The organism is Syntrophotaleaceae bacterium (assembly GCA_041390365.1).
Taxonomy (GTDB): Bacteria; Desulfobacterota; Desulfuromonadia; order Desulfuromonadales; family Syntrophotaleaceae; genus JAWKQB01.
Genome location: JAWKQB010000001.1, coordinates 711,976 through 737,775, shown reverse-complemented (window position 1 = coordinate 737,775; position 25,800 = coordinate 711,976). Strand labels below are relative to the sequence as shown.

Genomic DNA, 25,800 nt, shown 5'->3' with positions numbered 1-25,800 from the left:
TGGACGAAAAAAGAAGTTGTTGATATTTGTCATAAAATTGTAGTCAATAGTTGTCTCTTTGGCAACCGAAGCACCGACTGTTCAGGAACCCGCCAGCTTGTTGCGCTCAGGTCAGGTTTCTGTTACATTCCCGGCTCAGTCGGGAATCAGAAAGGGTCAGCCATGTTCGATTTTCACTTGTTAAATACCGATCGCCATTCGGCGGCCAGGCGGGGCCGCCTGTCGACGCCGCACGGCGTCATCGAAACACCCATTTTCATGCCGGTCGGAACCCACGGGGCTCTTAAGGCCATGACCCCGGCCCAGGTCGAGGAAACCGGTGCCCAGATCATTCTGTCCAATACCTACCACCTGCACCTCTCTCCGGGAGAGGGGCTGGTGGAAAAGGCCGGCGGTCTGCACCGGTTCATGCACTGGCCCCATCCGATCCTGACTGACAGCGGAGGTTTTCAGGTTTTTTCCCTGCCCAAGAAGCGCATCACCGAACAGGGGGTTTTCTTCCGGCATGAAATCAGCGGCGAAGAGATTTTCCTCGGTCCGGCCGAAGCCATGGCTATTCAGAACACCCTCGGCGCCGACATCATCATGGCCTTCGACGAGTGCATCCCCTTTCCGGCCACCCATGAGTACGCGGCCAAATCGATTCGCAAGACTCTGCGTTGGGCTGAGGAATGCCTTAAACATCACCGCCGTTCCGACCAGGCCCTGTTCGGTATCGTGCAGGGAGGCATCTACGAAGATCTTCGCCAGGAATGCGGCCGGGCCCTCGGCAGCCTCGATTTTCCGGGCTATGCCATCGGCGGAGTCAGCGTCGGCGAGGGTCTGGATCTGCTGAAGAAGGTGGTCGAATACACCGCTCCCATCCTGCCTGCGGACAAGCCGCGCTATCTGATGGGGGTCGGTCTTCCGGAGGATATCCTGGAGAGCGTCGAACGGGGCATGGACATGTTCGACTGCGTCATCCCCACCCGGTATGCCCGCAGTGCCACGCTCTTTACCCGGCGCGGGAAGATCCGTCTCACCAACCGCCGCTACCGGCGCGATTTTTTCCCGGTGGATCCCTCCTGCGACTGCTACTGCTGCAAAAATTTCACCAGGGCCTATCTCCACCACCTGTTCCGCTCCAATGAGATCCTGTCCGCTACCCTGGCGGCGATCCACAATGTCCGCTTCTACCTCAATATGATGAGCGATGCCCGGCAGGCCATCGAAAGGAATGATTTCAAGGCTTTCAAAGCGGCATTTCTCCAGGAATACGGCACCGACGACGGCCAATCCGGTTGACGTCCGCACTTTGGCAAGGGCTGATTGACGGGAACATAAAGGACGGCAGGGACAACAGGGACAGGAAGGTCAGTTCAAAACCGAGCCCAGCCGGGCTGCGGCCTTGGAGAGCAGGGAGCCGGCTTCGGCCAGGGCGCGCTCTTCATCGAGGTCCTCGCCGGCGGCGGCTTCGCTGAAGGAAATTCCCTCGGCTCGCCATGCCTTTTCGGGCAGCTTCACTCTTCCGGCGAGCAGGGCCGTCTTCACGCCTTTGCTCCGGGCGGCATCCCTGACCCCGCTGACCACTTTGCCATGGAGGGACTGTTCATCGAAACACCCTTCGCCGGTGATGACCCAGTCCGCTTTCTCCAAAGCTGCTTCCAGACCTGTAGCCTTAACGACAGCACTCACTCCGGAAACCAGGTGCCCTCCGAAGAAAACCGCCGCTCCGGCTCCGAATCCGCCGGCGGCGCCCCCGCCCGGAAGCTGCAGCATCTCTTTTCCCGTCTGCCGGCGCATCAGGTCGGCCAGATGGCGCAGACCTGTTTCGAGTTGCAGAACCATGGCCGGTGTTGCACCTTTCTGTGGACCAAAAACCCTGGCGGCCCCTTTTGGCCCGCACAGAGGGTTGGACACATCGCACAGCACCTCGATTCGCGGAAACCTTTTTGCCGGAGGAAGTATGCGGCGAATCCGCTGAAGGGTCCCGCCCCGGGGAAAAAAGGCCATCCCCCGCCGATCCAGAAACCTCCAGCCCAGGGCAAGGGCGGCGCCCGTCCCTCCATCCACCGTCGCGCTTCCGCCCAGGGCCAGGTAGATCTCTTCGGCACCCCGTTGCATCGCATCCGCGATCAGCTCCCCCGTGCCGAAGGTGGTGGTCAGCAGGGGGTTGCGCAGACTTTTGGGAAGCAGGGCCAGTCCGCTGGCAGCGGCCATTTCGACAACGGCGGTGCGGGACTGATGCAGCCAGGCATACCCGGCCGGGACGACCATACCCGGAAGCGGCCCGGTCACTCTTGGCAAACGGACCCATTGTCCCCCTGCCGCCGCGCGCAGAACGGCAGCGGTGCCTTCGCCTCCGTCCGCCATGGGCCGGGTGACGACCTGCCATCGGGGATATCTGCTTCGCAGGACCCGGGCGACAAGGTCGCAGGCCTCCATGGCTGTCAGACTCCCCTTGAAGCTGTCGAGAGCCACCACGACTTTCATGCGCGTCCATTACCTCTTGGCAACGATTCACTCCCCGGCAGGAAGCTGCTCAGCCAAAACCCTTTCAAGGACCTGGCAGACCTGTTCGTCATCGATCCAGATGACGAATCCGTTTCCCTCGGAATCGCTGCCGCAAAAATATCCGGCCCCTTCGGATTCCCCTCCGCAGGTCTTGCACGAGGGGAAAACCTTGAGCGTCTGCTGTTTTCCCATTTTGATGACAAACTGCTTCAGTTTCTGCATGCGATCGTCCTTTCCCCTGTCTGAGCCCGGCGGGCCGAAAACCAACCGCATATTCCCGGGGAAGACAGGGTCTCAGAGTTTATCGAGTAGGGTGAGGCGAACTGATCAGGTTCGCCTCATCCCTCTCACAGAACCGTGCGTACGGGCCTCGTACACGGCTCCTGTCTTTTCTTTCTCTCAGTAGTCCTGAGGCAGGTATCCGGTTTGTACCGAAGCCATCTCAAAAAGACCCAATTCCCTTAAATAGCTGTTGGGAATGGCGTAGTTAGCCAGATTGCTGGCGGCATTGCACCAAGAGTTCATCTTTATTGCCTTGAACTCCCCCTGATAGCCAAGCTGTCTCAATCTGCGGTGCAGCCTTTGGGGCTTTTTCCACTGTCTCAACTGCTTGGCTCGCAGGCGCCTTCTGATCCACTGCATCAGCGCTCCAAACTCTTTGCGGCAGTTGGCCACTCGGAAGTAGTTGGCAAACCCGCGTATCACCGGATTCAGGTCGGCAATGACCTTGGCCAGGTTGACTGGCGAGTTGCGCTGGGTGATTTTCTTCACCTTGTCCTTGAACTCGCGCACCTTCTCTCGCTTGATCCGGGTGTACTTGGTGTGGATCGTGACGCCAAGATAGCTGACGCCCTCGAAGCTGGAGACGATGCGACTTTTTTGTTCATTGACGGTAAGGCGAAGCTCCCTTTCCAGGTATTCTCTTGCCACCTTGAGGGCATGGTGTGCCGCGCTTTTCGAGCGGGTGAGGATCAGAATATCGTCCGCATAGCGGACGATTCGATACCCCCGACTCTTCATGAACTGGTCGAAGGCATCGAGGTAGACGTTGGCGATGAAGGGGCTGATGACCCCGCCTTGGGGACTGCCTTCTTCGCTCGCCTGCCACCCTTCCGTGGTCATCACCCCACTTTGCAGAAACATCCGCAGCAACCCCAGAATACTGCCATCGGCGATCTTCCGGCGAAAGCTCCGAAGGATGAGATCATGGTCCAGGGTGTCAAAGCACCGCGATAGGTCCATGTCCGCCACCCACTTGAACTCATACCGCCGGATGAACAGGCTGGCCTTGGCGATCGCCTGGTGTGGGCTTCGCCCGGGCCGATAGCCGTAGCTCGATGGATGAAATTCCGGATCGAATAGCGGCTGCAGAATGTTCAGCAAGGCTTGCTGGACAACCCGGTCGCGAACCGCGGGAATGCCGAGCAACCGCTTCCCTCCACCGGCTTTGGGGATTTCGACCCGCTTGACCGGTAAGGGGCGGTAGCTCTTCTGCCGCAGTTCGCGTACAAGCAGGGCGATCTCTTCGGGCAGATGCGCGGCAAAATCCTCCACGGACTGCCCGTCGATGCCGGGCTTGCCCTTGTTGGATTTGACCTTGGCATATGCCTGAAGCAGTCCCTTCTCATGCACCATGCGGTCATAGAGACTGTAGTATTTCTTCGCCATGCTTGTTCCTGCGTCTCCTTGCCCTGCCCCTTCCGCCGTGCCTCGCGCTCTTGGCCGGAAGACCGTCGCCTTTTATCCCTCATGGGCAATCTACGACAGCGTATCCCGGTTACTTCGCTGGACGACCATTACCGGCAGACCCCTGTCACGGGCTACCGCCGTTAGCGTGTCCCACCCCGTCGGGCGGCTTGTGTCCGGCGTGACGTGAAAATGCAGTTTCCGAAGACCTTCGAGTAGACGTCATCCCTTCGCATTCCGCTCATGGCTTTTGGCACATGGCGGCCCCCGCCGACCAAGCAGCGGATCATCCCGGTTTTACCCTCCAGTCTGTTACCAGCTTTCACAGGCCGGGACTTCATCACTACTACGGAATCTTCTGCCACCTCGCACCGCATCGCTTGGCCTTGAGTCTCCTCTTGTGCCGCCCTTTTCCGGAAATCGACCGCCGATTTTCGGAACGATACGAGGCTTCCCCAGTTACTACGAGTTCCCTGTGAGCTACGCCATCCTCAACCACGCCACGGGTCTGACCAGGTATCGGGCTTCGCGCTATTTAAGACGCTTGCCCACCCGCAGCGCCGAATCAGGTTCGCTTGCGCTATGTGCAGATCACTTCCTATCGCTTCCTTCAGACCCTGCCGTTGCCAGCAACGCCCTTGCGATTCGGATTGTCTTCCCCCTGGTCGGGGTGACGCCTGTTTCTTTCAACAGGCCGGGTTTGCCCGCTTCGCTGGGCAAACTAAAAACAGCCCCCGCAGAAAGCGTCTGCGGGGGCTGTCAAGGTAGGATAACAGTTGGATAGGATTCAGGAAAGATCACCGTACTCCACGACATGGATGGAATTGCGGCCGGCCTTCTTAGCCAGATAGATGGCCTTGTCCACCACCTCCAGCATGCTGGTTTTGGCGAGGGCCACTCCGCCCGAGAAGGCGGCCGCACCTATGCTGACGGTCACTTGCAGGGAGTCTCCGTCCATTTGGACTTCAAGGCTCTCGATCTCGCGGCGCATGCGTTCGGCAAACTCCTGCAGCCCCTTCCTGTCGGTTTCCGGCATAATGATGGCGAATTCGTCCCCGCCATAGCGTACGACCACATCCGAGGAGCGCAGGATCTTCTGGATCCTGCCGGCAATGCTTTTCAGCACTGTATCCCCTGCCAGATGCCCGTAGCTGTCATTGACCTGCTTGAAGAGATCGATATCGAAGAAAAGCAGGGAGAGCCCTCGCTGATAACGCTTTATCCGCTCCAGTTCCTTTGCCATGGCTTCCTGGAAGAATCGGCGATTGTACAAACCGGTCAGTTCATCGCGATAAGCCATCTCTCGATATTTTTTGTTGGCTTCTATCAGTTTTTCGAGGTTTTTCTTCGATTCCTCGCGAGCACGATGAAGTTCCAGAACCGTTTCCTCGTAACTCATGCCCAGTTGCCCCAACTCCCGGTTGGCCTCCTGAAGCATTTGGGAAAAAGGCTTCATTTTCCCGGGCGGTATATCGAAAAAATCCATAACTTCACTGGATTGATCGGCAAGAGCATCGACGGTCTGCCTCACGACGTCTCCTTCGATGGAAAACTTTTCAGTCAGAATTCCATAGATTTCCTGAACCCTCACAGCGGTAAGGGAAGAACTGTGATACACGGCGGAAAGCTTGCCGGCAATGTTGAGGATTTCCGCAGGTCGGCGGTACTGCTCCGGCGCGTTTTGCGGGGAGTGATGGTAGAAGACCGGCATATAGATACTTTCCGGAAGGCCCCACTGCTTGAGGAGGGCGCCGCCCAGCTCGCAATGATTAAAACCGGTCAGCTGCTTTTCAATAAGAGCGACAGGAGCATCCGTGGCCTGTTTGGTCGCTTGTACCGTGCAGTAGGTATCGGCCAGGTAGAGGTACATCACCAGAATGCCGATATCCTGCAGCAGGCCGCTGACAAAGATATCCTCCCGATTGTCCTGAAGCATTTCGGAGACCTGCTGAGCGGCAACGGCTGCGGTCACCGAGCGCCTCCAAAAATATTCGAAATCGAATAATTCGTTGTTCTGACCCTGCAGTTTGTTGACTATGATGAAGGAAAGAGCAATATTTTTCAGGGCGTTGAGGCCAAGGATGGTCAGGGCGGTTTCAATCGTCTTGATCTTCCCGCTGCACCCGTACAGGGAAGAGTTGGCCACCATGAGAATTCTGGCGGTCAAGGCAGGGTCGGCAGAAATGATTCTGCCCAGTTCGGCGAAACAGTTGTCTTCGTCCCGAACGGCTTCCAGAATCCGAACGACTATCCTGGGGGGGGAGGGAATTTCAATTTTTTGTTGTATGAGCCTTTCGATTTCCCTGGGCATGGGCAAGGGCATGGGACTGTTCGAAATGGGCATCCTATCCGCAGAAAAGGGTTCCTGACTCATATCTCTCCTCCCGGCCGCATCGGCGACACTGCCCGCCGAGGTCGGCAGCAAGCTAAAAAAGCTTGATCACCATTTTTTAGAAGGTAAATGATTGCCGCAGGAGAAAACAACAGAAAAAAGAGAAGAACATATCAATTCAATCTTTGGCAACTACAAAACAATCCGAATAACCTTCTTTTTCTAACCTGTTGCGAGCCGTTTGCGCCGCATCGAAGGTGGAATACCTCCCGGCCATGACGCGGAAATATAAACTGCTGCCAACCCGCTCCTGGACGATGCTGGCCGTCCCCGTCTGCTTTTCGAGCCTTTTGGCAAGCCTTCGGGCATTTTCCTCAAGAGAGAAAGATCCCAACTGGATGACGTATCCCCGGGCTCCTTCCAGAGAGGCGGGATTAACCGGGGATCCCTCCAGGGCTTCTATACGAACCGGCGCGGTACCCGGTCCGACCAGCCCCAGGAGTTTGGCGGCCGCATAGGAAACATCGATGACGCGCCCCTTGGTGAAGGGGCCCCGATCATTGATGCGTACGGTGACCTCCCGGCCGTTGAGCACGTTGGTGACCCGAACCAGGGTCCCCATGGGTAGCGTTTTGTGGGCGGCGGTCATGGCATGCATGTCGTAGATTTCTCCATTGCTGGTCTTCTTGCCGTGAAATTTCCGCCCGTACCAGCTGGCCATGCCTTGTTCCTGAAAGCCATCGGAGCTGAGAACGGGATCATAACGTTTGCCATTGATCGAATAGGGACGCTGATGCCCTTTCAGATGGCGGCTTTCGGGAGTATCGATGATACGGGTCTTGTAACCGCCGGCACAGGCAGCCAGAAGAAAACAACCAGCTGAGAGAACCAGACATTGTTGCAGCCCACGAATTGACACGCCCCCCCCTTGGTCATCCGGTTTTTAGACTCCTTGACGGAAAAAATTTTCCGAGCACAAATAGATCAAAGCAAAAAGTGGGCCGTAATCCCACCCCCTTATTCATCGAAGAAACTCATGCCCCGCAATTTTCGATAACGCTGCTCTCGAAGTTCATCGGGCGTGAGCGTTTTGAGCTCTGCCAGATGTTTTTGCAAATACCGGTCCACCAGTTCGGCGGCTTGTGCATGGTCTGTATGGGCACCACCGACCGGCTCGGGAATGACATCGTCAATGACGCAGCGGAGTTCCATGATATCATTTGCGGTCAGCTTCAGGGCTTCGGCGGCCAGAGGGCCCTTGGTGCCGTCCTTCCACAGGATGGCGGCGCACCCTTCGGGAGAAATAACGGAATAAACTGAATATTCCATCATCAGCACCCGGTTGCCGACAGCAATGGCCAGAGCCCCTCCGGACCCGCCTTCTCCGGTGACGGTGACGATGACCGGAACTTTCAAAGCAGCCATTTCACGCAGATTGCGTGCTATCGCCTCGGCCTGGCCCCTTTCCTCGGCACCGATCCCCGGGAAAGCACCGGGGGTATCCACGAAAGTAAAAATCGGCAGACCAAATTGTTCCGCCATCTGCATCACCCGAAGAGCCTTGCGGTACCCTTCCGGATTCGGCATGGCAAAATTACGGAACACCTTTTCCTTGGTGTCCCGCCCTTTCTGATGGCCGATGACGGCGCAGGGTTCGCCATGAAAGCGGGCGAAGCCGCATACCAGAGCCGGATCGTCCCGAAAAAGGCGGTCGCCGTGAACCTCGAACCAGTCGGTAAAGATGTGCTTGATGTAGTCGAGGGTGAAGGGACGGTTGATGTGTCGGGCCAACTGGGTGAGCTGCCAGCGGTCCAGCTTGCTGAAGATTTCCAGGCGCAGCTTCTCGGCCTTTTTTTCAAGTTTCTGGATATCACCCGAAAAGTCGACCTGATCCGTGGAATATTCCCGCAACTCGGAAATTTTGCGCTCCAGTTCAATCAAGGGTTTTTCAAAATCCAGATAGAATTGCATGCATATCACCTTTTTCCGGTTATCATCGGGGCGGCTGCCTTCGAAATCCGGCTGTGTTATTCGAACGTTACAACATTGCTGCCGAACAGGCGTTCGGCCTCTTCCATTATTTCATCGCTCGCCGCGACCTGCAAGGAATCGGGCAGGCGGAACACCGTTTCACTACGGTTAGGCACCACCAGATGCAGAAGCGACTGACATTCCCCGCGATGCCTGACGACAAGATCCCGCAGCGCCCTGAGCTGGCTTTCGTCAAGGCCGGTCGCGGTAATGCGAAAGTGCACCTTCCGGGTCTGGCGCAGGTTGACGTCCTGAAGAGAAACGATTTCACGAGCCATCAGCTTGCAGGACTCCTCACCCACGTCGAGCGTTCCACTGACCAGAAGAGGCAGTTCGCTTTTCAGCAATTCCGAGGAGGCCTGGTAGACCTCGGGAAAAACCACCATTTCGACGGAGCCGGTCAGATCCTCCAGGGTCACGAAGGCCATGCGGTCGCCCTTTTTGGTAATCAGCTCCTTCATGCCGGCCACCATCCCCCCGATCCGCACCTCCTCCTTGTCCGCCCTTTCGGCAAGACCGGCCGTATCGGTGGAAGCGAACCGCTTCAGGGTCGCCGCATGTCGGGCCAGGGGATGGCCCGTGATATAGAAGCCAAGGGCCTCCTTTTCGAATCCGAGCAGGATTTTTTCCGGCCACTCCTCGATCTCGGGCAGTTTACCGTAGCCGTTGCCCCGATAGGAAACGATTTCTTCGGTGCCGAACAAAGAGTCCTGCCCGGAAGATTTTTCCCGCTGAACCTGCTGTCCGACGTCCATGGCCTCTTCCAGGGCTTCCAGGTACTGGGCCCGTTTGCCGCCTAACGAATCGAAGGCGCCGCATTTGATCAAAGCCTCGAGAACCTTTTTGTTGACCTTGCGCAGGTCGACCCTTTCGCAGAAATCGTGCAGGGAGGAAAACGGCTCTACCTGGCGCACCTCCATGATCGACTCTATGGCGGCCCCCCCAACCCCCTTGACCGCTCCGAGGCCGAAGCGTATCGCCTTTCCATGCACGGTGAAGGAACGGCTCGAGGCATTGATGTCCGGCGGCAGGACCTGGATTCCCATGGACCGCACCTCGCCGATATTCTTGATGACCTTGTCGGTGTTCTCCATGTCCTCGGTCAGCAGGGCGGCCATGAACTCCACGGGATAGTGGGCTTTGAGGTAGGCCGTATGGTAAGCGACCAGGGCATAGGCGGCGGAATGGGATTTGTTGAATCCGTAGGCGGCGAATTTCTCCATCAGGTCGAAGACCGCCTCGGCCTTCCTGCTGTCGAGCTGATTCTCCTTGGCCCCCTTGAGGAAAATTTCCTTCTGCTTGGCCATTTCCTCGGGCTTTTTCTTGCCCATGGCGCGGCGCAGCAGGTCGGCGCCCCCCAGGCTGTAGCGGGCCAGAACCTGGGCGATGAGCATGACCTGCTCCTGGTAGACGATGACTCCGTAGGTGTCCTTGAGGATCGGCTCCAACTGGGGGAAATCGTAGGTGATCTCCTTTTTACCGTGTTTGCGCAGGATGAAGTCGTCGACCATCCCCGACCCGAGAGGTCCGGGGCGGTAAAGGGCGCAGGCGGCGATGATGTCCTCAAAACAGCTCGGCTTGAGCTTGACCAGCATCTCCTTCATGCCGGAGGATTCGAGCTGGAACACCCCGGTCGTCTCCCCCGCCGACAGCAGCCGATAGGTTTCGGCATCGTCGTCACGGATCAGACGAAGATCGAAATGAGGATTCTTTCCTTCCCGGATCAGCCGCACCGCGTTTGCGATGACCGTCAAGGTCTTGAGACCAAGGAAATCGAACTTGACCAGCCCGATTTTTTCGACGAACTTCATGGTGTACTGGGTCACCTGACCGGCGGATTTAGGATCGGTATAGAGAGGCAGGTATTCGTGCAGCGGCTGGGGGGTGACCACCACGCCGGCGGCGTGGGTCGATGCATGCCGGGTCAACCCCTCCAGAGACAGGGCGACATCGATCAGCTTTTTGACCTGTGGATCCTTTTCGGCCAGTTCCCGAAGTTTGGGCTCCTGCTCCATCGCCTCCATCAGGGTAATGTTGAGCACTCCCGGCACCAGCTTGGCGATCTTGTCCACCTCGCCGTAGGGCATGTTCAGCGCCCTGCCGACATCACGGATGACTCCCTTGGCCATCATGGTGCCGAAGGTGATGATCTGCGCAACGTTGGCCTCGCCGTACTTCTGCCGAACGTAATCGATCACGTCCTCGCGACCGTAGATGCAGAAGTCGACGTCGATATCGGGCATGGAGACCCGCTCGGGATTGAGAAAACGCTCGAACAGCAGATTGTACGGCATCGGATCGATATCGGTAATCCGGATGGCGTAAGCAACCAGGCTGCCGGCGGCGCTGCCGCGGCCCGGTCCCACCGGGATGCCATTGTCCTTGGCCCAGTTGATGAAGTCGGCGACGATCAGAAAGTACCCGGGGAATCCCATGGAACGGACGGTATCCAGCTCGATCTGCAGCCGCTCGCGGTAGGCCTGTTCCTGTTCGGCGGAAAAATCGGGACGGATCAGGCGAATGTCCTTGAGCCGCTCCTCCAGTCCCTGCTCCGCCTGTTCAACCAGGACCTCGTCCAGGCTTTTATCGGCAGGCGTCGAATACTGGGGAAAATGATAGGTCTTGAAATCGAGCTCCAGATCGCAGCGATCTGCGATGGCAACGGTATGGCTCAGAGCCTCGGGCACTTCCCGGAACAGAGCGGCCATCTCTTCCGGAGTCTTGACGTAGAACTCGTCGTTGGCAAACCGCATCCGGTTGGGATCGTCCATCGTCTTGCCGGTCTGGATGCTGAGCAGGACTTCATGAGCGTAGGCGTCTTCCCTGGTCAGGTAGTGGCAATCGTTGGTGGCAATCAGCGGCAGACCGAGCTCCCGGCCCAGTTGCAGGAGCCCCTTGTTGGCCACCGCCTGCTCGGGAAGAAAATTTTCCTGCAGTTCCAGATAAAACCGATCCTGGTCGAATATCCGGGCCATGGCTTCGGCCCGGTTTCGGGCCAGATCCATCCGTCCCTGGTTGATGAGCGTCGGCACCTCTCCGCCCAGGCAGGCGGTCATGGCGATCAGGCCCTCATTGTGCTGTTCGATCATCTCCCAGTCGATCCGGGGCTTGTAATAGAACCCCTCCCGAAAACCGGCTGACACCATCCGGCAAAGATTGCGGTAGCCGGTCAGATTCTGGCAAAGGAGGACCAGATGGTAGGATGCTTCGGAGGACCCGCGGGCATTGGTCTTGTCGAAACGGGAGCCGGGGGCGACATAAACCTCGCAGCCGAGGATCGGTTTGATGTTTGCCGACCGGGCCAGGCTGTAGAATTCAACGGCGCCGAACATGTTGCCATGATCGGTCATGGCCACGGCGGGCATATGGCAGGCCGCCGCCCGCTTCACCAGATCGCCAAGACGGATCGCGCCATCCAGCAGGCTGTATTGACTGTGAACATGAAGATGTACGAAATTGGGAGTACTCATTTGGTCTTACTGGTCAACCTCAATTAAAATCTGATCGAAGCTATCGGGGTCGGAAATCATTTCAATCCATTCTTGGCGGTCAGACAATATGTCATTCCCGAAAAGGTTTTGATCGGGAATCCTGTCTGATAGTCGCTGAGTACATGGATGCCCGATAAAATCACTAGGGCATGACGAAGCCTAAAAATACCTACTTTTTCTACTCAATCGCCGCCCGTAAAGTTTGGCTATTCCCCGGAACCGAGCACGGGGACACCGAAATAGCCGAGGAAGTCGATCGTCTTGATCAGCGGCAGGCCGATCAAAGTGGTGTAGTCGTTCCCCTTCATTTCCTGAATCAGGCTGATACCCAGGCCCTCCACCTTGAAGGAGCCGGCGCAATCGAAGGGCTGCTCCCGCTGCAGGTAATTCTGGATCTGCTCGGGAGAAAGCTTGCGCAGGGTCACGGTATAGGTGGCGAAATCGGTCAGTGCCTCGCCGGTGTCGCTATCCAGCACCGAGATGCCGGTATAGAAAGTGTGACATTTTCCGGACATCTCCCGCAGCTGTTTGAAAGCCTCTTCGAAGGTTCCCGGCTTGCCGTGGATACGGCCCCGAGGATCGGCGAAAACCTGATCGGCCCCGATGATCAGCGAGCGCGGATATTTTTCAACCAGGCTCCTGGCCTTGTTCGCCGCCAGATGCTTCACCAGAAGTTCTGGCGCCACTTCCTGGTCGATCTTTTCCTGGAAGAGAGGGGGGGCTACATGGAAGGGGATCCCGAGCTGGCGCAGCAGCTGCAGCCGATAAGGACTTGTCGAGGCCAAAACCACCGATTTCATGATCATCACACCTTTTTTCCGGAATCCCCTTTTTTACTCCAGATGATCATGAAATGCAATGGCGTAGGGAATCAAACGGCACAGGTGCAGGTTTCTCCCTCCAAACAGGCGCGATGCGGAACAAACTCAGGCTGCCCGCCAACGGGCCTGCCCGGAGGAGACGAAACCGCAATCGACTCTCTTTTTTAAGCAAGAAACGGACCGGACCGGCCCTTCCCCTTCAACCGGACCTTCCGGCGACTTGCTGCCTGTCGGTCTGTTCCGCAAAGGCGACAAACTGCCGATGGTCTCCTGCAGGATCCCGGACAGGGCGGCACAGATATCCTCGCGCCTTACCCGGCGGAAAAAATCCTCAAGAGAGGATCGGTCCAGCCATTCATCGGCAAAAGTGACATCCATCTGGTCATCGAAGGACACCGAAACCTCCCCCTCGTACCAGCCGTCGCCGAGAGTGCCCGCCATCAGGTAGCAGGGCTTTTTTCTGTTTTTCTGCACCTCCAGATGGTGAATGTCGAAATAGACTGCGCCGGTCGTTTCCTGCTGAACATCGAGAACGATCATCGCCCTTTCCTCCTCTGTTGAAGTCTTCTGACAGTCTGGAGTATGACCGGAGCGAAAGACAGAATATGTCACACTTCGTCCGGAAGGCCCGATCTTTCTATGGCGACGGCAAGTCCCCGGTAGAAGGACTGCCGCAGGTTTGGGGGAGCCAGAACTTCGACGTGAGGCAAAAACGAATAGAGCCAGGCGAGGATCTCCTTCTCTCCACCGGCATAAAATGACAGTACGACAGATCCGTCGGCTTCGTCGGTCTGGCTCTGACTGGAGTGCCAGACCCTTTCCCGGATGAGGTGGGCCACCTCGGGGGAGAAGCGCACCCGAATCTCCATCGGGGTATCGTCGACCAGTCCGAAGGCGGCACCGGTCAGGTGGCTCGTCGAAAAGTTCTCAGGCAACTCGAACCGTTCCCGGCTCACCGTGACCTCCTGAATGCGGTCGAGAAGAAAAAGCCGCAGGTCCTTGCGGTTGTGCGCATAACCGCCGAGATAGAGCGCGTTCTGATAGAACAGCAGGGTGTAGGGGTCGATGGGGTAATCACGGGCCGGACGGTTGGGGGGGGCGTAGCGGATGGTCGCCCGGTACTGAAACAGCAGGGCCTGTCTCAGCTCTTCGAGAATCTGCCTTTTCTCCCGATAATCCCGCAGCCCCTGGAACCGGGGCGTCACCACTTCGGCCAACCGCTCCAGGTGAGCCACGCTGCGCGGCGGCAGACCGGCCCTGATACGGCTGAAAACGGCGTCGAGGTCATCCTGAAAAGGCGTTCCCTGCAGAAAAGCGAGTTGACCCCGGCACAGAAAGAGGGTCATCAGCTCAGGCAGACTGAAAGTGATCGGCGGAATCTTGCTGAAACCGGTCAGAAAGCGGTAGAGCACGCGTCCGTCTGTGCCGGTTTCCTTGACCAGGGGGTATCCGGCTTCTTCAATGACGGCCAGATCCCGGTAGATGGTGCGCCGATTGACTCCGCACTCTTCGGCCAGCTCGTCGACCGTGGTCCCATGGCGGGCTTCCAGCAGCCGGATGACGTCGTGCAGGCGGGCGGCCTGGCTGTACTTTTTGGCCGGTTTTCCCCGGCGTCCGAGGCTTTTTGCAGCCACCGGCTCATTCCCATTCGATGGTTGCCGGGGGTTTGCTGGAGATGTCGTAGACGACACGGTTGACCCCTTTGACCTCGTTGATGATCCGCCCGCTGATGTGGGCGAGATCGCCATAGGGCAGTGGATACCAGCCGGCGGTCATGAAGTCTTTGGTTTCGACGGCGCGCAGGGCGACGACGTATTCATAGGTGCGACCGTCGCCCATCACGCCGACACTTTTGACCGGCAGAAAGACGGCGAAGGCCTGGCTGATCTTGTCGTAATGTCCCGTGCGGTAGAGTTCCTCGATATAGATGGCATCCGCCCGCCGCAAAATGTCGGCGTATTCCTTTTTGATCTCGCCGAGGATGCGCACGCCGAGACCGGGACCGGGAAACGGATGTCTCCACACCATCTGGTGGGGCAGGCCCATCTCCTCGCCGATGGCCCGCACCTCGTCCTTGAACAGTTCCCGCAGCGGTTCGAGCAACGACAGTTTCATGTAATCGGGCAGGCCCCCGACATTGTGATGGCTCTTGATATTATGGGCCTTGCCGGTCTTGCCCCCGGCCGATTCGATGACATCGGGATAGATGGTGCCCTGGGCCAGCCACCGGGCGTCGGTGATCCTGGCCGCCTCTTCCTCGAAGATATCGACGAAGAGATTGCCGATGATCTTGCGCTTCCTTTCCGGGTCGGCCTCGCCGGCCAGAGCCTTCAGAAAACGCTCTTCGGCATCGACGCGGATGACCTTGACCCCCATGTTTTCGGCGAAGGTGGCCATGACCTGATCCCCCTCCCCCAGCCGCAACAGGCCGTTGTCGACGAAGACGCAGATCAGCTGATCGCCGATGGCCCGATGGATCAGGGTCGCCGCCACCGAGGAATCGACTCCGCCGGACAGGCCGAGAATGACCCGGTCCTTGCCGACCTGCTCGCGAATCCGGGCCACGGCGTCCTCGATGATGTTGCCCGGCGTCCATTTGCCGGTGCAGCCGCAGATCTGCCGGACAAAGGCATCGAGCAGCAGCTCCCCCCGTGGGGTGTGGTTCACCTCGGGATGGAACTGCACGCCGTACAGCTTGCGCGATACGTCCTGGATGACGCAGACCGGAGCATTTTCCGTCGACGCCACCACCTCGAAGCCTGCCGGTACCCGGGCCACATGGTCGCCGTGGCTCATCCAGACCGGGCTTCTGCCATCAAGGAAAAAGCCCTCGAAAATCGGACCGGGTTCCCCCGCGGCATGCAGGTCCGCGTGCCCGTATTCCCGCTTTCCCGCCGGCACCACCTCCCCGCCGAAATGGCGGCTCATCAGCTGCATGCCGTAGCAGATCCCCAGCACGGGAACCCCCAGCTCGAACAGCTCTTCGGCAATGGCCGGAGCTCCGTCCTCGTAAACCGACTTCGGTCCTCCGGAAAGAATGATCCCCCGGGGAGCGAAAGCCCTGATCGCCTCCAGAGACATGTCGAAGGGGTGCAGCTCACAGTAGACATGCGCTTCCCGCACCCGCCGGGCGATGAGCTGGGTGTACTGGGAGCCGAAATCGAGAATGAGGATCTTTTCGCGGTGAATGTCCTGGTGCATGGGTACTCCAAAGAAGCAGGTGTTTTGGTTTTATCGAAATCAAAATCGAAATCGGCGTCGGGGTCGAAAAAACGAAAACCCAAAATCCGATATCGATTTCGATAGCGATTTCGATTTCGACTCAAACCGAAGTCTACAACCTAAGCCTCTGTATCAGCTCCGCTCCACCCGGTAGTTGGGTGCCTCGTGGGTGATATTGACGTCGTGGACGTGGGATTCGCGCAGGCCGGCGTTGGTGATGCGGATGAAACGGGCCTTTTCCTGCAGCTCCTTGAGATTGCGGCAGCCGGTATAGCCCATTCCGGCACGCAGACCTCCGAGCAGCTGGTGAACGTTGTCGGACAGGTTGCCGCGAAAGGGAACCCGCCCCTCAACCCCTTCGGGCACCAGTTTCACCTCGGTTTCCACGTCCCCCTGAAAATAGCGGTCCTTGCTCCCCTGCTTCATGGCGCCGAGACTGCCCATGCCGCGATAGGACTTGTAGGTACGCCCCTGGTACAGGATTGTTTCACCGGGGGATTCTTCGGTGCCGGCGAACAGGGAGCCGATCATGATCACGTCGGCGCCTGCGGCGACGGCCTTGGGCAGTTCACCGGAATACTTGATGCCGCCGTCGGCGATCAGGGGGATCCCCGCCTTGCGGGTGACCTTGGCCACCTCCATGATAGCGGTGATCTGGGGCACCCCGACACCGGCCACGACGCGGGTGGTGCAGATCGATCCCGGTCCGATGCCGACCTTGACCGCATCGGCTCCCGCCCTGATCAGGGCCTCGGCGGCTTCGGCGGTCGCGATGTTTCCAGCCACCAGTTGCAGTTCCGGATAGGCCCGCCGGGTATCCACAATCGCTTCCAGGACGGCTTTTGAGTGGCCGTGGGCGGTATCCAGGACCACCACGTCAACCCCGGCCCTGACCAGAGCCTCGAGCCGTTCCTCACGATCGTTGCCGACGCCCACTGCCGCGCCGACGCGCAGCCGCCCCAGTTCGTCCTTGCAGGCGAAGGGATATTTGCGGACTTTTTCAATGTCTTTGATGGTGATCAGCCCTTTCAGGGCAAAATGTTCATCGACCACCAGCAGCTTTTCAATGCGGTGCTTGTGCAGATGGTATTTGGCTTCTTCGAGAGTCGTTCCAGGGGGAACGGTGACCAGATTTTCCTTGGTCATGACGTTAGAAATCGGCTGTTCGAGCCGGGTTTCAAAACGAAGGTCGCGGTTGGTCAGAATGCCGACCAGCTTGCCCCCCTCGGTGATCGGCACGCCGGAGATGCGATATTTCTCCATCAACTCCAGGGCTTCGAAAATCTTCTGGTCCGGCCGCATGGTAATGGGATCGACGATCATGCCGCTTTCCGATTTTTTGACCTGATCGACCTCGAGAGCCTGCTCCGCCGGCGACATGTTCTTGTGCACGATACCCATGCCGCCTTCCCGGGCCATGCCGATGGCGGTCCGCGCCTCGGTAACGGTATCCATGGCTGCGGAAAGCAACGGCACGTTCAGCTGAATTTGGGCGGTCAGACTCGTTGTAAGGTCGACTTCCTTGGGCAGGACCGTCGAATGGGCGGGCACAAGCAAGACGTCGTCGAATGTTAAACCTTCCTGTATTTCACCATGACCCTGCATCGCCTTCTCCTTGCTTTGGGTAAAAATATTAATCGGCCATGTTAGTCAAATCACCCGCCCTGCGTCAAATGAAAAACTGTGGAAAAAGAGTTTGCGCCACGAAGAGCATGCAGTCTCAGATTCGTGCCGTCATGCCCTAGGGGTTCTATCGGGCATCCACGATTTCGGGGTTTTAACGGCTGGATTCCCGATCAAAATCGCCTCGGGAATGACATTTTGCGTTAATTAGGGATAAAGGACCCCGCGGCGGCCAGGCGCGGCATCAGTCCGGCCAGCAGTTTGATGGTGTTCTCCAGGTCGGCCAGGGACAGCACCTCCACCGGTGAATGCATGTAGCGCAAGGGGACCTGAAGCAGGGCGGCGGCAACGCCTCCCCGGGAAAGCTGCATGGCGTTGGCGTCGGTGCCGGTGGCCCGGGGCGCGCCCATGATCTGGAACGGGATCTGCTCCTCCCTGGCGGTGGCCAGCAGCAGTTCGTACAGGGCGGGATTGATATTGGCGCCCCGGGAGATGATCGGACCCTGCCCGACCTTGAATTCCCCGATCTCCTTCTTTTCCACTCCGGGAAAATCGGTGGCAAAACCGACATCGATGGCAATACCGACAGCGGGATCAACGCCGTAGGTACTTGTCGTCGCACCCCGCAGGCCGATCTCCTCCTGGACCGTCGTCACGCCGTACAGGTCCACCGGTATCGGCCCGCGTCTGCGCACCTCCTTGAGGACCTGGGTGACGATGAAGGCTCCCATCTTGTCATCGAAGGCCCGCGATGCGACCAGATCCCCCTGCAGACGCTCCAGGCCGACGGCGAATGTCACGGGGTCGCCGACGGAAACCAGCTTCTTGGCGGCATCCCCGTCGGCACAGCCGATGTCGATGAACTGACTGGACAGCTTGACCACCGTCTCTCGATCCTTCTGCTCCATGAGATGGATCGGCTTTTTGCCAACCACTCCGAGGATCGGACCGTTGGTCGTGTGGATGTGCACCCTTTGCCCGGGAACCAGATGGGCGTCCACGCCGCCGATGGGGGCGAAATAGAGAAAGCCGTTTTCGTCGATATAGCGGATCATGAAGCCGATCTCGTCGCAATGCCCGGCCAGCATGACCTTCAACCCGTCGGCGGGTCCCCGCAGGCGGGCGATCACATTGCCCATGACATCGGTCCGGATCTCGTCGGCAACACCCTCCATCTCCCGCCTGACGATCCGCTGTACCGGCTGTTCGAAGCCGGAGGGGCTGGGAGTTTCCACCATTTCCTGCAAGAATGCGAAATCTTTATCGTTCATGATCTTCCTTTCGGCAAGAGCGTTATGGACGTTATGGACGTTGTGGACGGAATGGACCAGGATCAAAACCTTCAATCAATCATTATCCTTTTGACCAGGTCCTCGCCGTTTTTTCGGCACTGTTCGAACTGCTCTTCGCTCAGACCGGCGCCGAGGGCGATCAGGCGGGCCCGGTGGAGGGAGGTCAGGTCCCTGGGGGCGTGGCTGTCGCTATTGACCACCAGCTTCGCCCCGCCTGCCAGGGCCACGCGGGCGACATGGCCGTTGCTCAGCGAATGGCCGGCGCGAGTGGTGATTTCCAGGCAGATGCCGCGCTTCGCGGCCAGGGCCACCTCTTCCGCTGAAATCAGCCCCGGATGGGCGAGGATATCGATATCGGCCAGCAGCGCCGCCCGGTTGGTTCCCTCGGCGACCGGCTCGGCCAGAGTCTCGCCATGGCAAACCACCAGCCGGGCCCCAAGGGCACGGGCCTCCTGCGCGGCATCGGCGATCAGTGCCGGAGGAATATGGGTCAATTCGATGCCCGGCACCACCGTTATTCCCCAGGCCTCCCCCAACTGGCCGGCTACCCGGACGATGCGGGGAATGATCAGATCCATGTTGGACATGTCGCCGTGATCGGTAATGCCGAGGGCACGATAGCCGGCGACGGCGGCCCGTCGTGTCAGTTCTGCGGGAATCAGCTCGCCGTCGCTGAAAATGGAATGGGTATGGAGATCGATCATGAGGACTCCGCAATCAATTGAATAGTTTTATTTTTCGAAATCGAAATCGGCTTTTGTTATTTGAACGGCAACCCTACGCCACCTGAGCCTCGACCAGGACCCCGATGTGGGAGTTTCGCTGGGCCTGAACCAGGCGCACCGGGACGGTGCAGCCGATCAGTCTTCTGTCACCCCTGAAGTTGACGATCCGGTTCCAGGTGGTTCTTCCGAAGAGCTGCCCGCCGCCCTGCCGGCTCTCCCCCTCAACCAGTACCGGCAGGATTTTTCCCACATCCCCCTCATGGTAATTCCGGGTGATTTCATCCTGCAGGGCCAGCATGCGATCGAAGCGCTCCTGCTTGACTTCGGCCGGAGTCGCATCCCGCAGCAGTGCTGCAGCGGTTCCCTCCCGGGGGGAGAAGATGAAGGAATAGATTTCCATGAAGAAGGCCCGCCGCAGAAGATCGAGGGTCTGCTCGAAATCTTCCTCTGCCTCCCCGGGGAAACCGACGATGACGTCGGAGGTAATGCGGATATCCGGGCAGACCCGCCGCAAACGGTCCACCTTGTCCAGATACAGCTTTCGGTCGTACCCCCTGCCCATTGCGTCAAGAATCCGGTCGGAACCGGCCTGAACCGGGAGGTGGATGTGCTTGCACACCTTGGGCAGATCGCCGAAACAGTCGATCAGCTCGTCGGACAGGTCCTTGGGGTGGGAGGTGATGAAGCGGAGCCGCTGCAGCCCTTCAATCTCGTGGACCCGCCGCAGCAGCCGGGCAAAGGAGATCTCGTTTCCTTCCTTCAAGCCATAGGAGTTGACGTTCTGGCCGACCAGGGTGATTTCCGCCGCCCCCTGGGACACCAGCTCCCGCACTTCCGCCACAATCTCGCCGCTCGCCCGACTGACCTCCCGACCCCTGACATGGGGAACGATGCAGTAGGCGCAGAAATTGTCGCAACCCTGAATCACGGTGACGAAACGGGAAACCTCCGAACTCGGGAGCCGGGGAGGGAAAAGGCTACGGCGCTGCTCTTCGTCGAGAAAATCGACCTCGATGCACCGGCGCCGCTCCTTTTTCACGGTTTCCAGCATCTCGCCCAGGCGATGGACGTTATGCGTGCCGAAAACGATGTCCAGATAGGGAACCTTTTCCAGCATCCGCTCCCCTTCGTGCTGCGCCACGCATCCACCGACGGCAAGGATCAGGGAGGGATTGCGTTCCTTCAGGGGTTTGAAACGGCCGAGATGACCATAGACCTTCCGCTCGGCCCGAGCCCGGATCGAGCAGGTGTTGAGCAGAATCAGATCCGCGGATTCAGCGGCCTCGGTCTGTCCATACCCTGCCTGCCGGAGGATGCCAACGATCTGCTCCGAATCGACCACATTCATCTGGCAACCGAACGTTTCCAGATAAAACCGCTTGCTGTTTTTTTTATCCATGAAACAGATCTATCCGTTTTTTGTGAGAGACAAATTGAATCGATGATGCTAGCCAACAGAAAAACAAAAAGCAATTCATTTCCCGGCTACAGCAAGCTTTTCCAGCAGGAGTTCGGGATGCTCCAGGCAGATCAGCTTGATCGAGCCGCTCCCGTCCCGCCTTTGCAGGGAAACAGTGCACAGAGAGGGTGCCAGGTATCTGAGCCTCATTCCGCACAGGCTCAACCGGTCGAATACGGTAATTCTATGTTGAAAGAGACCGGACTTCACCAGCAGGCGACGATCGGTCAGCGCATAGAACTCTTTTTCCCAGGCCAACCGGGAATAGATCAGGTGACCGACCGTACCCCAGACAAACAGCAGGCCGAGACACGCCAGGATGACGGGGTGCAGAGTCAGCGGCCACCGCAGTGTGGCTGATGCACCGAGGCCGACCGCGGCAAGCAACAGGGTCGCCGCCGACCAGCGCCACTGGCGATAGGTGAAGGCGCGGGGCGCGGGGCGCCCTTCCCAGCAGAGGGTTTCCCCTTCCTGAAGATGGTCCCGCCAGCGCCTCACCGTCCCTCCATGATCCGGAGTCGTTCTGCGGCAGCTTTGCCCAGACGCCCTCCGGCATCCGCTTTGGAGACGGCCAGATAGAGCTCGGCAGCCTCCTTTTTCCGTCCCGTCGATTCATAGCTTCGGCCCAGAAGATAGCCCCCCTGCAGGGTCGGCAGCAGCTTCATGCTGGCTTCGAGATGTTTGCTGGCATCAGCCGGAAGATTTTTCTCGAGGAGGACATAGCCAAGCCCCAGCCGGGAACGGAAATACCCGTCATCGAGTTTCACCGCCTGGGCGAGGTGACGGCGCCCCGATTCGAGATCCCCGGCGCGCGCGTAGGCCATACCCAGATCTGCCAGGATCAGACTTTGATTGGGGGCCGCCGCGGCCGCCTGCAGGTAAAGGGCAATAGCCTGGGACAGCTGTCCCTGTTCTTCGAGTTTGGCGGCCTGATCATGAAGTTCGAAGCCTTTTTTAGCGCCCAGCAGCCCGGCCACGGCCCGCTGAAAAGGCTGCGGATTCATAACATAGCGGGGATTTCCTGCAATCTGGGGATATTTTCCGGCGATATAGCTCTGCAGATCGATCATCCGCTCCTTGGAAAAGGGATGGGTTCGAAACAGGCCGGTAATCAGCGCCGGTTCGGCCCCCCGCTCGACCTGCCGATAAAAATATTCCTGCAGCTGGACGGCGCCCTGCGGATCATATCCCGCCAGCACCATATAATCCACGCCCAACCGGTCCGATTCCCTCTCCTGCTCCCTGCTGTAGGTGTTGTCGAGCAGCTGGGCGGCGACCTGCCCGGTCTTCTGTGCCAGAGCACCGTAGGCCGATTCTCCGGTCACCCCCGACAGCACAACCATGCCGAGGTTGAGAAGAGTGCCCCGCTGCATGCCCTGAACCGAGTGGCGGGCGGTGACATGTCCCAGCTCATGTCCGAGCACGGAGGCCAGCTGGGCCTCGTTCTCCATATCGGTCAGCAGCCCCCTGGTAATGCCGATGAAACCGCCCGGAAGAGCGAATGCGTTGGGCGTGGAATCGTTCAACACCTTGAATTCGAAGGGGAGGTCGGGACGCTGAGTGGTCCGTGCGATCTTTTGCCCTACCTGACGAACGTAGTTGTTAAGGGCAGGATCGCGGTACTCCCCGCCCATCTGCTGAACGGCCTCGGGAAAGGTTTTACGGCCGATTTCAATCTCCTGATCCGTCGAAACCTGCATCAGGGCCAGTTCGCTTCTCCCGGTGACCGGATTGACGGCACAGCCTGCAAGGACGAGACCTGCTGCCAACCACACCCCTAACATCCAAAAAGAAAAAAATTGCATGATAAGCCTCCTTTTCGATCCGCTAGCCACTAGCCGTATCATAAAGCCCCTGTCTCCCCTGCGCAAGCTCTGACATTGCCGCTGGAAATGAATGATATCGGTATCGGGTTCAAGTTCGGGTGCGGATAGAGTCTTTTCGGCACCGATTCCGACGCCGATACCAAATGAATTTTTATCTGGTTATTCGACAAGGAAATGTATAAGATGGGCGGATTTCTCGGAAACGATACATACCAAAACAGAGACCAGGAGAAAAACCTTCACATGCTCCAAAACATACGCAATATCGCTATCATTGCCCACGTCGATCACGGCAAGACCACCCTGGTGGACGCCATGCTGAAACAGTCGGGAATTTTTCGCGACAATCAGGTGATCACCGAGCGGATCATGGACAGCAACGACCTCGAAAAGGAGCGCGGCATCACCATCCTTTCGAAAAACCTGTCGATTTTTCACGGCGGCCTGAAGATCAACATCGTCGACACTCCCGGTCATGCCGATTTTGGCGGCGAGGTGGAGCGGGTCCTGAAAATGGTCGACTCGGTCCTGCTGCTGGTTGACGCTTTCGACGGCCCCATGCCCCAGACCCGGTTCGTGCTGAAGAAATCCCTCGATCTCGGCATCAGGCCGATCGTCGTCATCAACAAGATAGACCGGCCGGGAGCTCGTCCCGAGCAGGTGGTCGATATGGTTTTCGACCTGTTCTGCGAACTCAGTGCCGACGAATCGCAACTCGATTTTCCCATCGTCTACACCAACGCCAAAGCCGGGATCGCCAAACGGGATCCAGCCGAGGAATCGGAGAATCTCGAACCTCTTTTCCAGATGATCGCCGAGCACGTTGCGCCGCCTGCCGGTGAACCGGATGCGGATTTCCAGATGCTGGTAAGCAGCATCGACTATAACGACTATTTGGGCCGCATCGCCACCGGCAAGATCGCCAACGGCAAGGTCGCCACCGGCCAGACCATCGCAGTGGTGAACAAGGACGGCAAGGTGTCCAACGGCCGCATCTCGAAACTCCTGGGTTATCAGGGTCTGAAACAGGTGGAGCTGGCCGAAGCCGGTGCCGGCGATATCGTCAGTATCGCCGGCTTTGAAAATATCGGCATCGGTGAAACCTTTGCCGACGCAGCCAGCCCTCAGGCACTGCCTTACGTCGCCATCGACGAACCGACCCTGTCGATGAACTTCATGGTCAATTCCTCCCCCTTCGCCGGTCAGGAGGGGAAATACGTCACGTCCCGAAATATCCGGGAACGCCTTTTCAAGGAATTGCGCACCAACATCTCCCTTCGGGTTGAGGAAACCGCCAATACGGACACATTCAAGGTTTCCGGCAGGGGCGAACTGCACCTTTCGATTCTCATCGAAAACATGCGCCGGGAAGGTTTCGAACTGGCGGTCTCGAAACCGGAAGTCATCCTCAGGGACATCGACGGAGCCTGCTGCGAGCCTCTCGAGTATCTGGTCATCGACGTGCCCGAAGAGTACCAGGGAACGGTGATCGAAAAACTCGGAGGCCGCAAGGCGGAAATGATTGCCATGCATCCGCTGGAAGGAACGACCCGTCTCGAATTCATCATTCCCGCCCGTGGACTGATCGGCTTTCGCACCGAGTTTCTCACCGACACCCGGGGAACCGGCGTCATGAACCATGTCTTTCACGAATACGCCCCCTACAAAGGTCTGATCCCCGGCCGCAAAAACGGGGTCCTGATTGCCATGGAGGATGGCGAGACCGTCGCCTATTCCCTGTTCAACCTGCAGGATCGGGGCATTCTCTTCGTTGGACCCGGCGTTCGTGTTTATGAAGGCATGATCATCGGTGAGCACGCCAAGGGCAACGATCTGGTCGTCAACGCCTGCAAAGGGAAAAAATTGACCAACATCCGGGCTTCGGGAAGCGATGAGGCCATCCGTCTGACGCCGCCCCGCGAGCTGTCCCTGGAGCAGGCTCTGGAATATATCGACGAGGACGAACTCGTTGAGATCACTCCAAAATCGATCCGTCTGCGAAAAAAGCTGCTGGACGAAAACGAACGCAAGAGGGCCCAGAAAAAGCAGGGTTGAAATTGAAAAACAATCCCCTTATATTCTTTTTGGAATTGCCAAAGCACTCATGCGCGGATCCATCTGGTGAGGAGTATTATGGACACCCCTTTGAAAAGCAGGGAAAAGGAGATACTGCTGGACATTGCCCGCGAGGCCATCGCGAGTGTCGTCAGCACCGGATCCATGTACGTGGAACCGCGGGAAGAGAAGGCTCTCAATATTCGCCGAGGCTGCTTCGTAACCATCACCTGTCAGGGTCAGTTGCGAGGCTGCATCGGCAATTTCCAGTCCGAACTGCCCCTCTTCATGGAAGTCGCTGAAATGGCTGCCGCCTCTGCCACCAAAGACCCCCGTTTCTATCCGATGCGAGCAGAAGATTTGGAAGATTTCGATCTGGAAATATCGGTTCTGTCGCCGCTGAAAAAAATAGAAAAACCGGAAGAAATAAAGGTTGGCATTCACGGCATCTACCTGGAAAAAGGGTATCATCGTGGGGTTCTTTTGCCGCAGGTCGCTCTCGAATATGGCTGGGACCGGGATTCCTTCCTGCAGCAAACCTGCACCAAGGCCGGTCTTCCCCAGGAGGCCTGGCGCGCGGAGGATTGTGAAATCTATATTTTCAGCGCCGAGGTGTTCGGCAGGAAAAAATCCGTGAACAGAGCCACTTGCGGCTAGGATCCGACGATTGTTAGGCTGCTGGTGTTGGAGGAAACGGTTAAGCGGCGCAAGAATTGACCGGCTGCAGGAAGGTTGCCCAGGAAC

20 protein-coding genes are annotated in these 25,800 nt (G+C 58.1%); 3 read left to right on the top strand and 17 right to left on the bottom strand.

The features are described from left to right. The first annotated feature begins 162 nt into the window (after positions 1 to 162). A complete protein-coding gene (tgt, locus tag R2940_03530) occupies positions 163 to 1,284 on the top strand; it encodes a tRNA guanosine(34) transglycosylase Tgt (protein ID MEZ4598845.1) in 1,122 nt (373 codons plus the stop codon). 69 nt (positions 1,285 to 1,353) lie between these two features. On the opposite strand, the gene R2940_03525 is transcribed toward tgt, so the two are convergent. The 17 genes from R2940_03525 to R2940_03445 form a co-directional block, all read right to left on the bottom strand. After that, complete coding sequence (locus R2940_03525; protein MEZ4598844.1) at positions 1,354 to 2,472, bottom strand: glycerate kinase; 1,119 nt, start codon at positions 2,470 to 2,472, stop codon at positions 1,354 to 1,356. Between the two features lie 27 nt (positions 2,473 to 2,499). Then, a complete protein-coding gene (locus R2940_03520) occupies positions 2,500 to 2,715 on the bottom strand; it encodes a hypothetical protein (protein ID MEZ4598843.1) in 216 nt (71 codons plus the stop codon). Positions 2,716 to 2,892: 177 nt separating this feature from the next. Further along, positions 2,893 to 4,161, bottom strand: a complete 1,269-nt coding sequence (ltrA, locus tag R2940_03515; protein ID MEZ4598842.1) for a group II intron reverse transcriptase/maturase — start codon at positions 4,159 to 4,161, stop codon at positions 2,893 to 2,895. Between the two features lie 805 nt (positions 4,162 to 4,966). Further along, positions 4,967 to 6,553 (bottom strand): GGDEF domain-containing protein, encoded by a 1,587-nt coding sequence (locus tag R2940_03510; GenBank protein MEZ4598841.1) that lies wholly within the window; start codon positions 6,551 to 6,553, stop codon positions 4,967 to 4,969. 136 nt (positions 6,554 to 6,689) lie between these two features. Beyond that, positions 6,690 to 7,430: a septal ring lytic transglycosylase RlpA family protein gene (locus R2940_03505; GenBank protein MEZ4598840.1), complete on the bottom strand. Its 741-nt coding sequence runs from the start codon at positions 7,428 to 7,430 to the stop codon at positions 6,690 to 6,692. Between the two features lie 98 nt (positions 7,431 to 7,528). Then, positions 7,529 to 8,482, bottom strand: coding sequence for an acetyl-CoA carboxylase carboxyltransferase subunit alpha (locus R2940_03500; protein MEZ4598839.1), 954 nt, complete (start codon positions 8,480 to 8,482; stop codon positions 7,529 to 7,531). Positions 8,483 to 8,538: 56 nt separating this feature from the next. Next, on the bottom strand, positions 8,539 to 12,012 hold the full coding sequence (gene dnaE, locus R2940_03495) for a DNA polymerase III subunit alpha (protein MEZ4598838.1): 3,474 nt from the start codon (positions 12,010 to 12,012) through the stop codon (positions 8,539 to 8,541). A 227-nt stretch (positions 12,013 to 12,239) separates the two neighbouring features. Beyond that, positions 12,240 to 12,839: a Maf family protein gene (locus tag R2940_03490; GenBank protein MEZ4598837.1), complete on the bottom strand. Its 600-nt coding sequence runs from the start codon at positions 12,837 to 12,839 to the stop codon at positions 12,240 to 12,242. A 120-nt stretch (positions 12,840 to 12,959) separates the two neighbouring features. Further along, entirely contained in the window at positions 12,960 to 13,394 is a 435-nt protein-coding gene (locus tag R2940_03485) for a hypothetical protein (GenBank protein ID MEZ4598836.1), read from the bottom strand. A gap of 68 nt (positions 13,395 to 13,462) precedes the next feature. Then, complete coding sequence (locus R2940_03480; GenBank protein ID MEZ4598835.1) at positions 13,463 to 14,488, bottom strand: WYL domain-containing protein; 1,026 nt, start codon at positions 14,486 to 14,488, stop codon at positions 13,463 to 13,465. Positions 14,489 to 14,492: 4 nt separating this feature from the next. Further along, a complete protein-coding gene (gene guaA / locus R2940_03475) occupies positions 14,493 to 16,055 on the bottom strand; it encodes a glutamine-hydrolyzing GMP synthase (GenBank protein MEZ4598834.1) in 1,563 nt (520 codons plus the stop codon). Between the two features lie 153 nt (positions 16,056 to 16,208). Beyond that, positions 16,209 to 17,681 (bottom strand): IMP dehydrogenase, encoded by a 1,473-nt coding sequence (gene guaB / locus R2940_03470; protein MEZ4598833.1) that lies wholly within the window; start codon positions 17,679 to 17,681, stop codon positions 16,209 to 16,211. Between the two features lie 221 nt (positions 17,682 to 17,902). After that, positions 17,903 to 19,045: a M42 family metallopeptidase gene (locus R2940_03465; GenBank protein ID MEZ4598832.1), complete on the bottom strand. Its 1,143-nt coding sequence runs from the start codon at positions 19,043 to 19,045 to the stop codon at positions 17,903 to 17,905. Then, positions 19,042 to 19,695, bottom strand: a complete 654-nt coding sequence (locus R2940_03460; GenBank protein MEZ4598831.1) for a histidinol phosphate phosphatase domain-containing protein — start codon at positions 19,693 to 19,695, stop codon at positions 19,042 to 19,044. Before R2940_03460 ends, R2940_03465 begins: the two co-directional genes overlap by 4 nt. 73 nt (positions 19,696 to 19,768) lie before the next feature. After that, complete coding sequence (miaB, locus tag R2940_03455; GenBank protein ID MEZ4598830.1) at positions 19,769 to 21,115, bottom strand: tRNA (N6-isopentenyl adenosine(37)-C2)-methylthiotransferase MiaB; 1,347 nt, start codon at positions 21,113 to 21,115, stop codon at positions 19,769 to 19,771. A gap of 75 nt (positions 21,116 to 21,190) precedes the next feature. Next, complete coding sequence (locus tag R2940_03450) at positions 21,191 to 21,673, bottom strand: hypothetical protein (protein ID MEZ4598829.1); 483 nt, start codon at positions 21,671 to 21,673, stop codon at positions 21,191 to 21,193. Beyond that, positions 21,670 to 22,944: a M48 family metalloprotease gene (locus tag R2940_03445; protein MEZ4598828.1), complete on the bottom strand. Its 1,275-nt coding sequence runs from the start codon at positions 22,942 to 22,944 to the stop codon at positions 21,670 to 21,672. Before R2940_03445 ends, R2940_03450 begins: the two co-directional genes overlap by 4 nt. Positions 22,945 to 23,244: 300 nt before the next feature. Between R2940_03445 and typA the strand changes: the two genes are divergently transcribed. Next, a complete protein-coding gene (gene typA / locus R2940_03440; GenBank protein MEZ4598827.1) occupies positions 23,245 to 25,056 on the top strand; it encodes a translational GTPase TypA in 1,812 nt (603 codons plus the stop codon). A 78-nt stretch (positions 25,057 to 25,134) separates the two neighbouring features. Then, the gene (gene amrA / locus R2940_03435) at positions 25,135 to 25,713 is read left to right on the top strand and encodes an AmmeMemoRadiSam system protein A (protein ID MEZ4598826.1); all 579 of its coding nucleotides are present in this window, start codon (positions 25,135 to 25,137) and stop codon (positions 25,711 to 25,713) included. Positions 25,714 to 25,800: the final 87 nt, after the last annotated feature.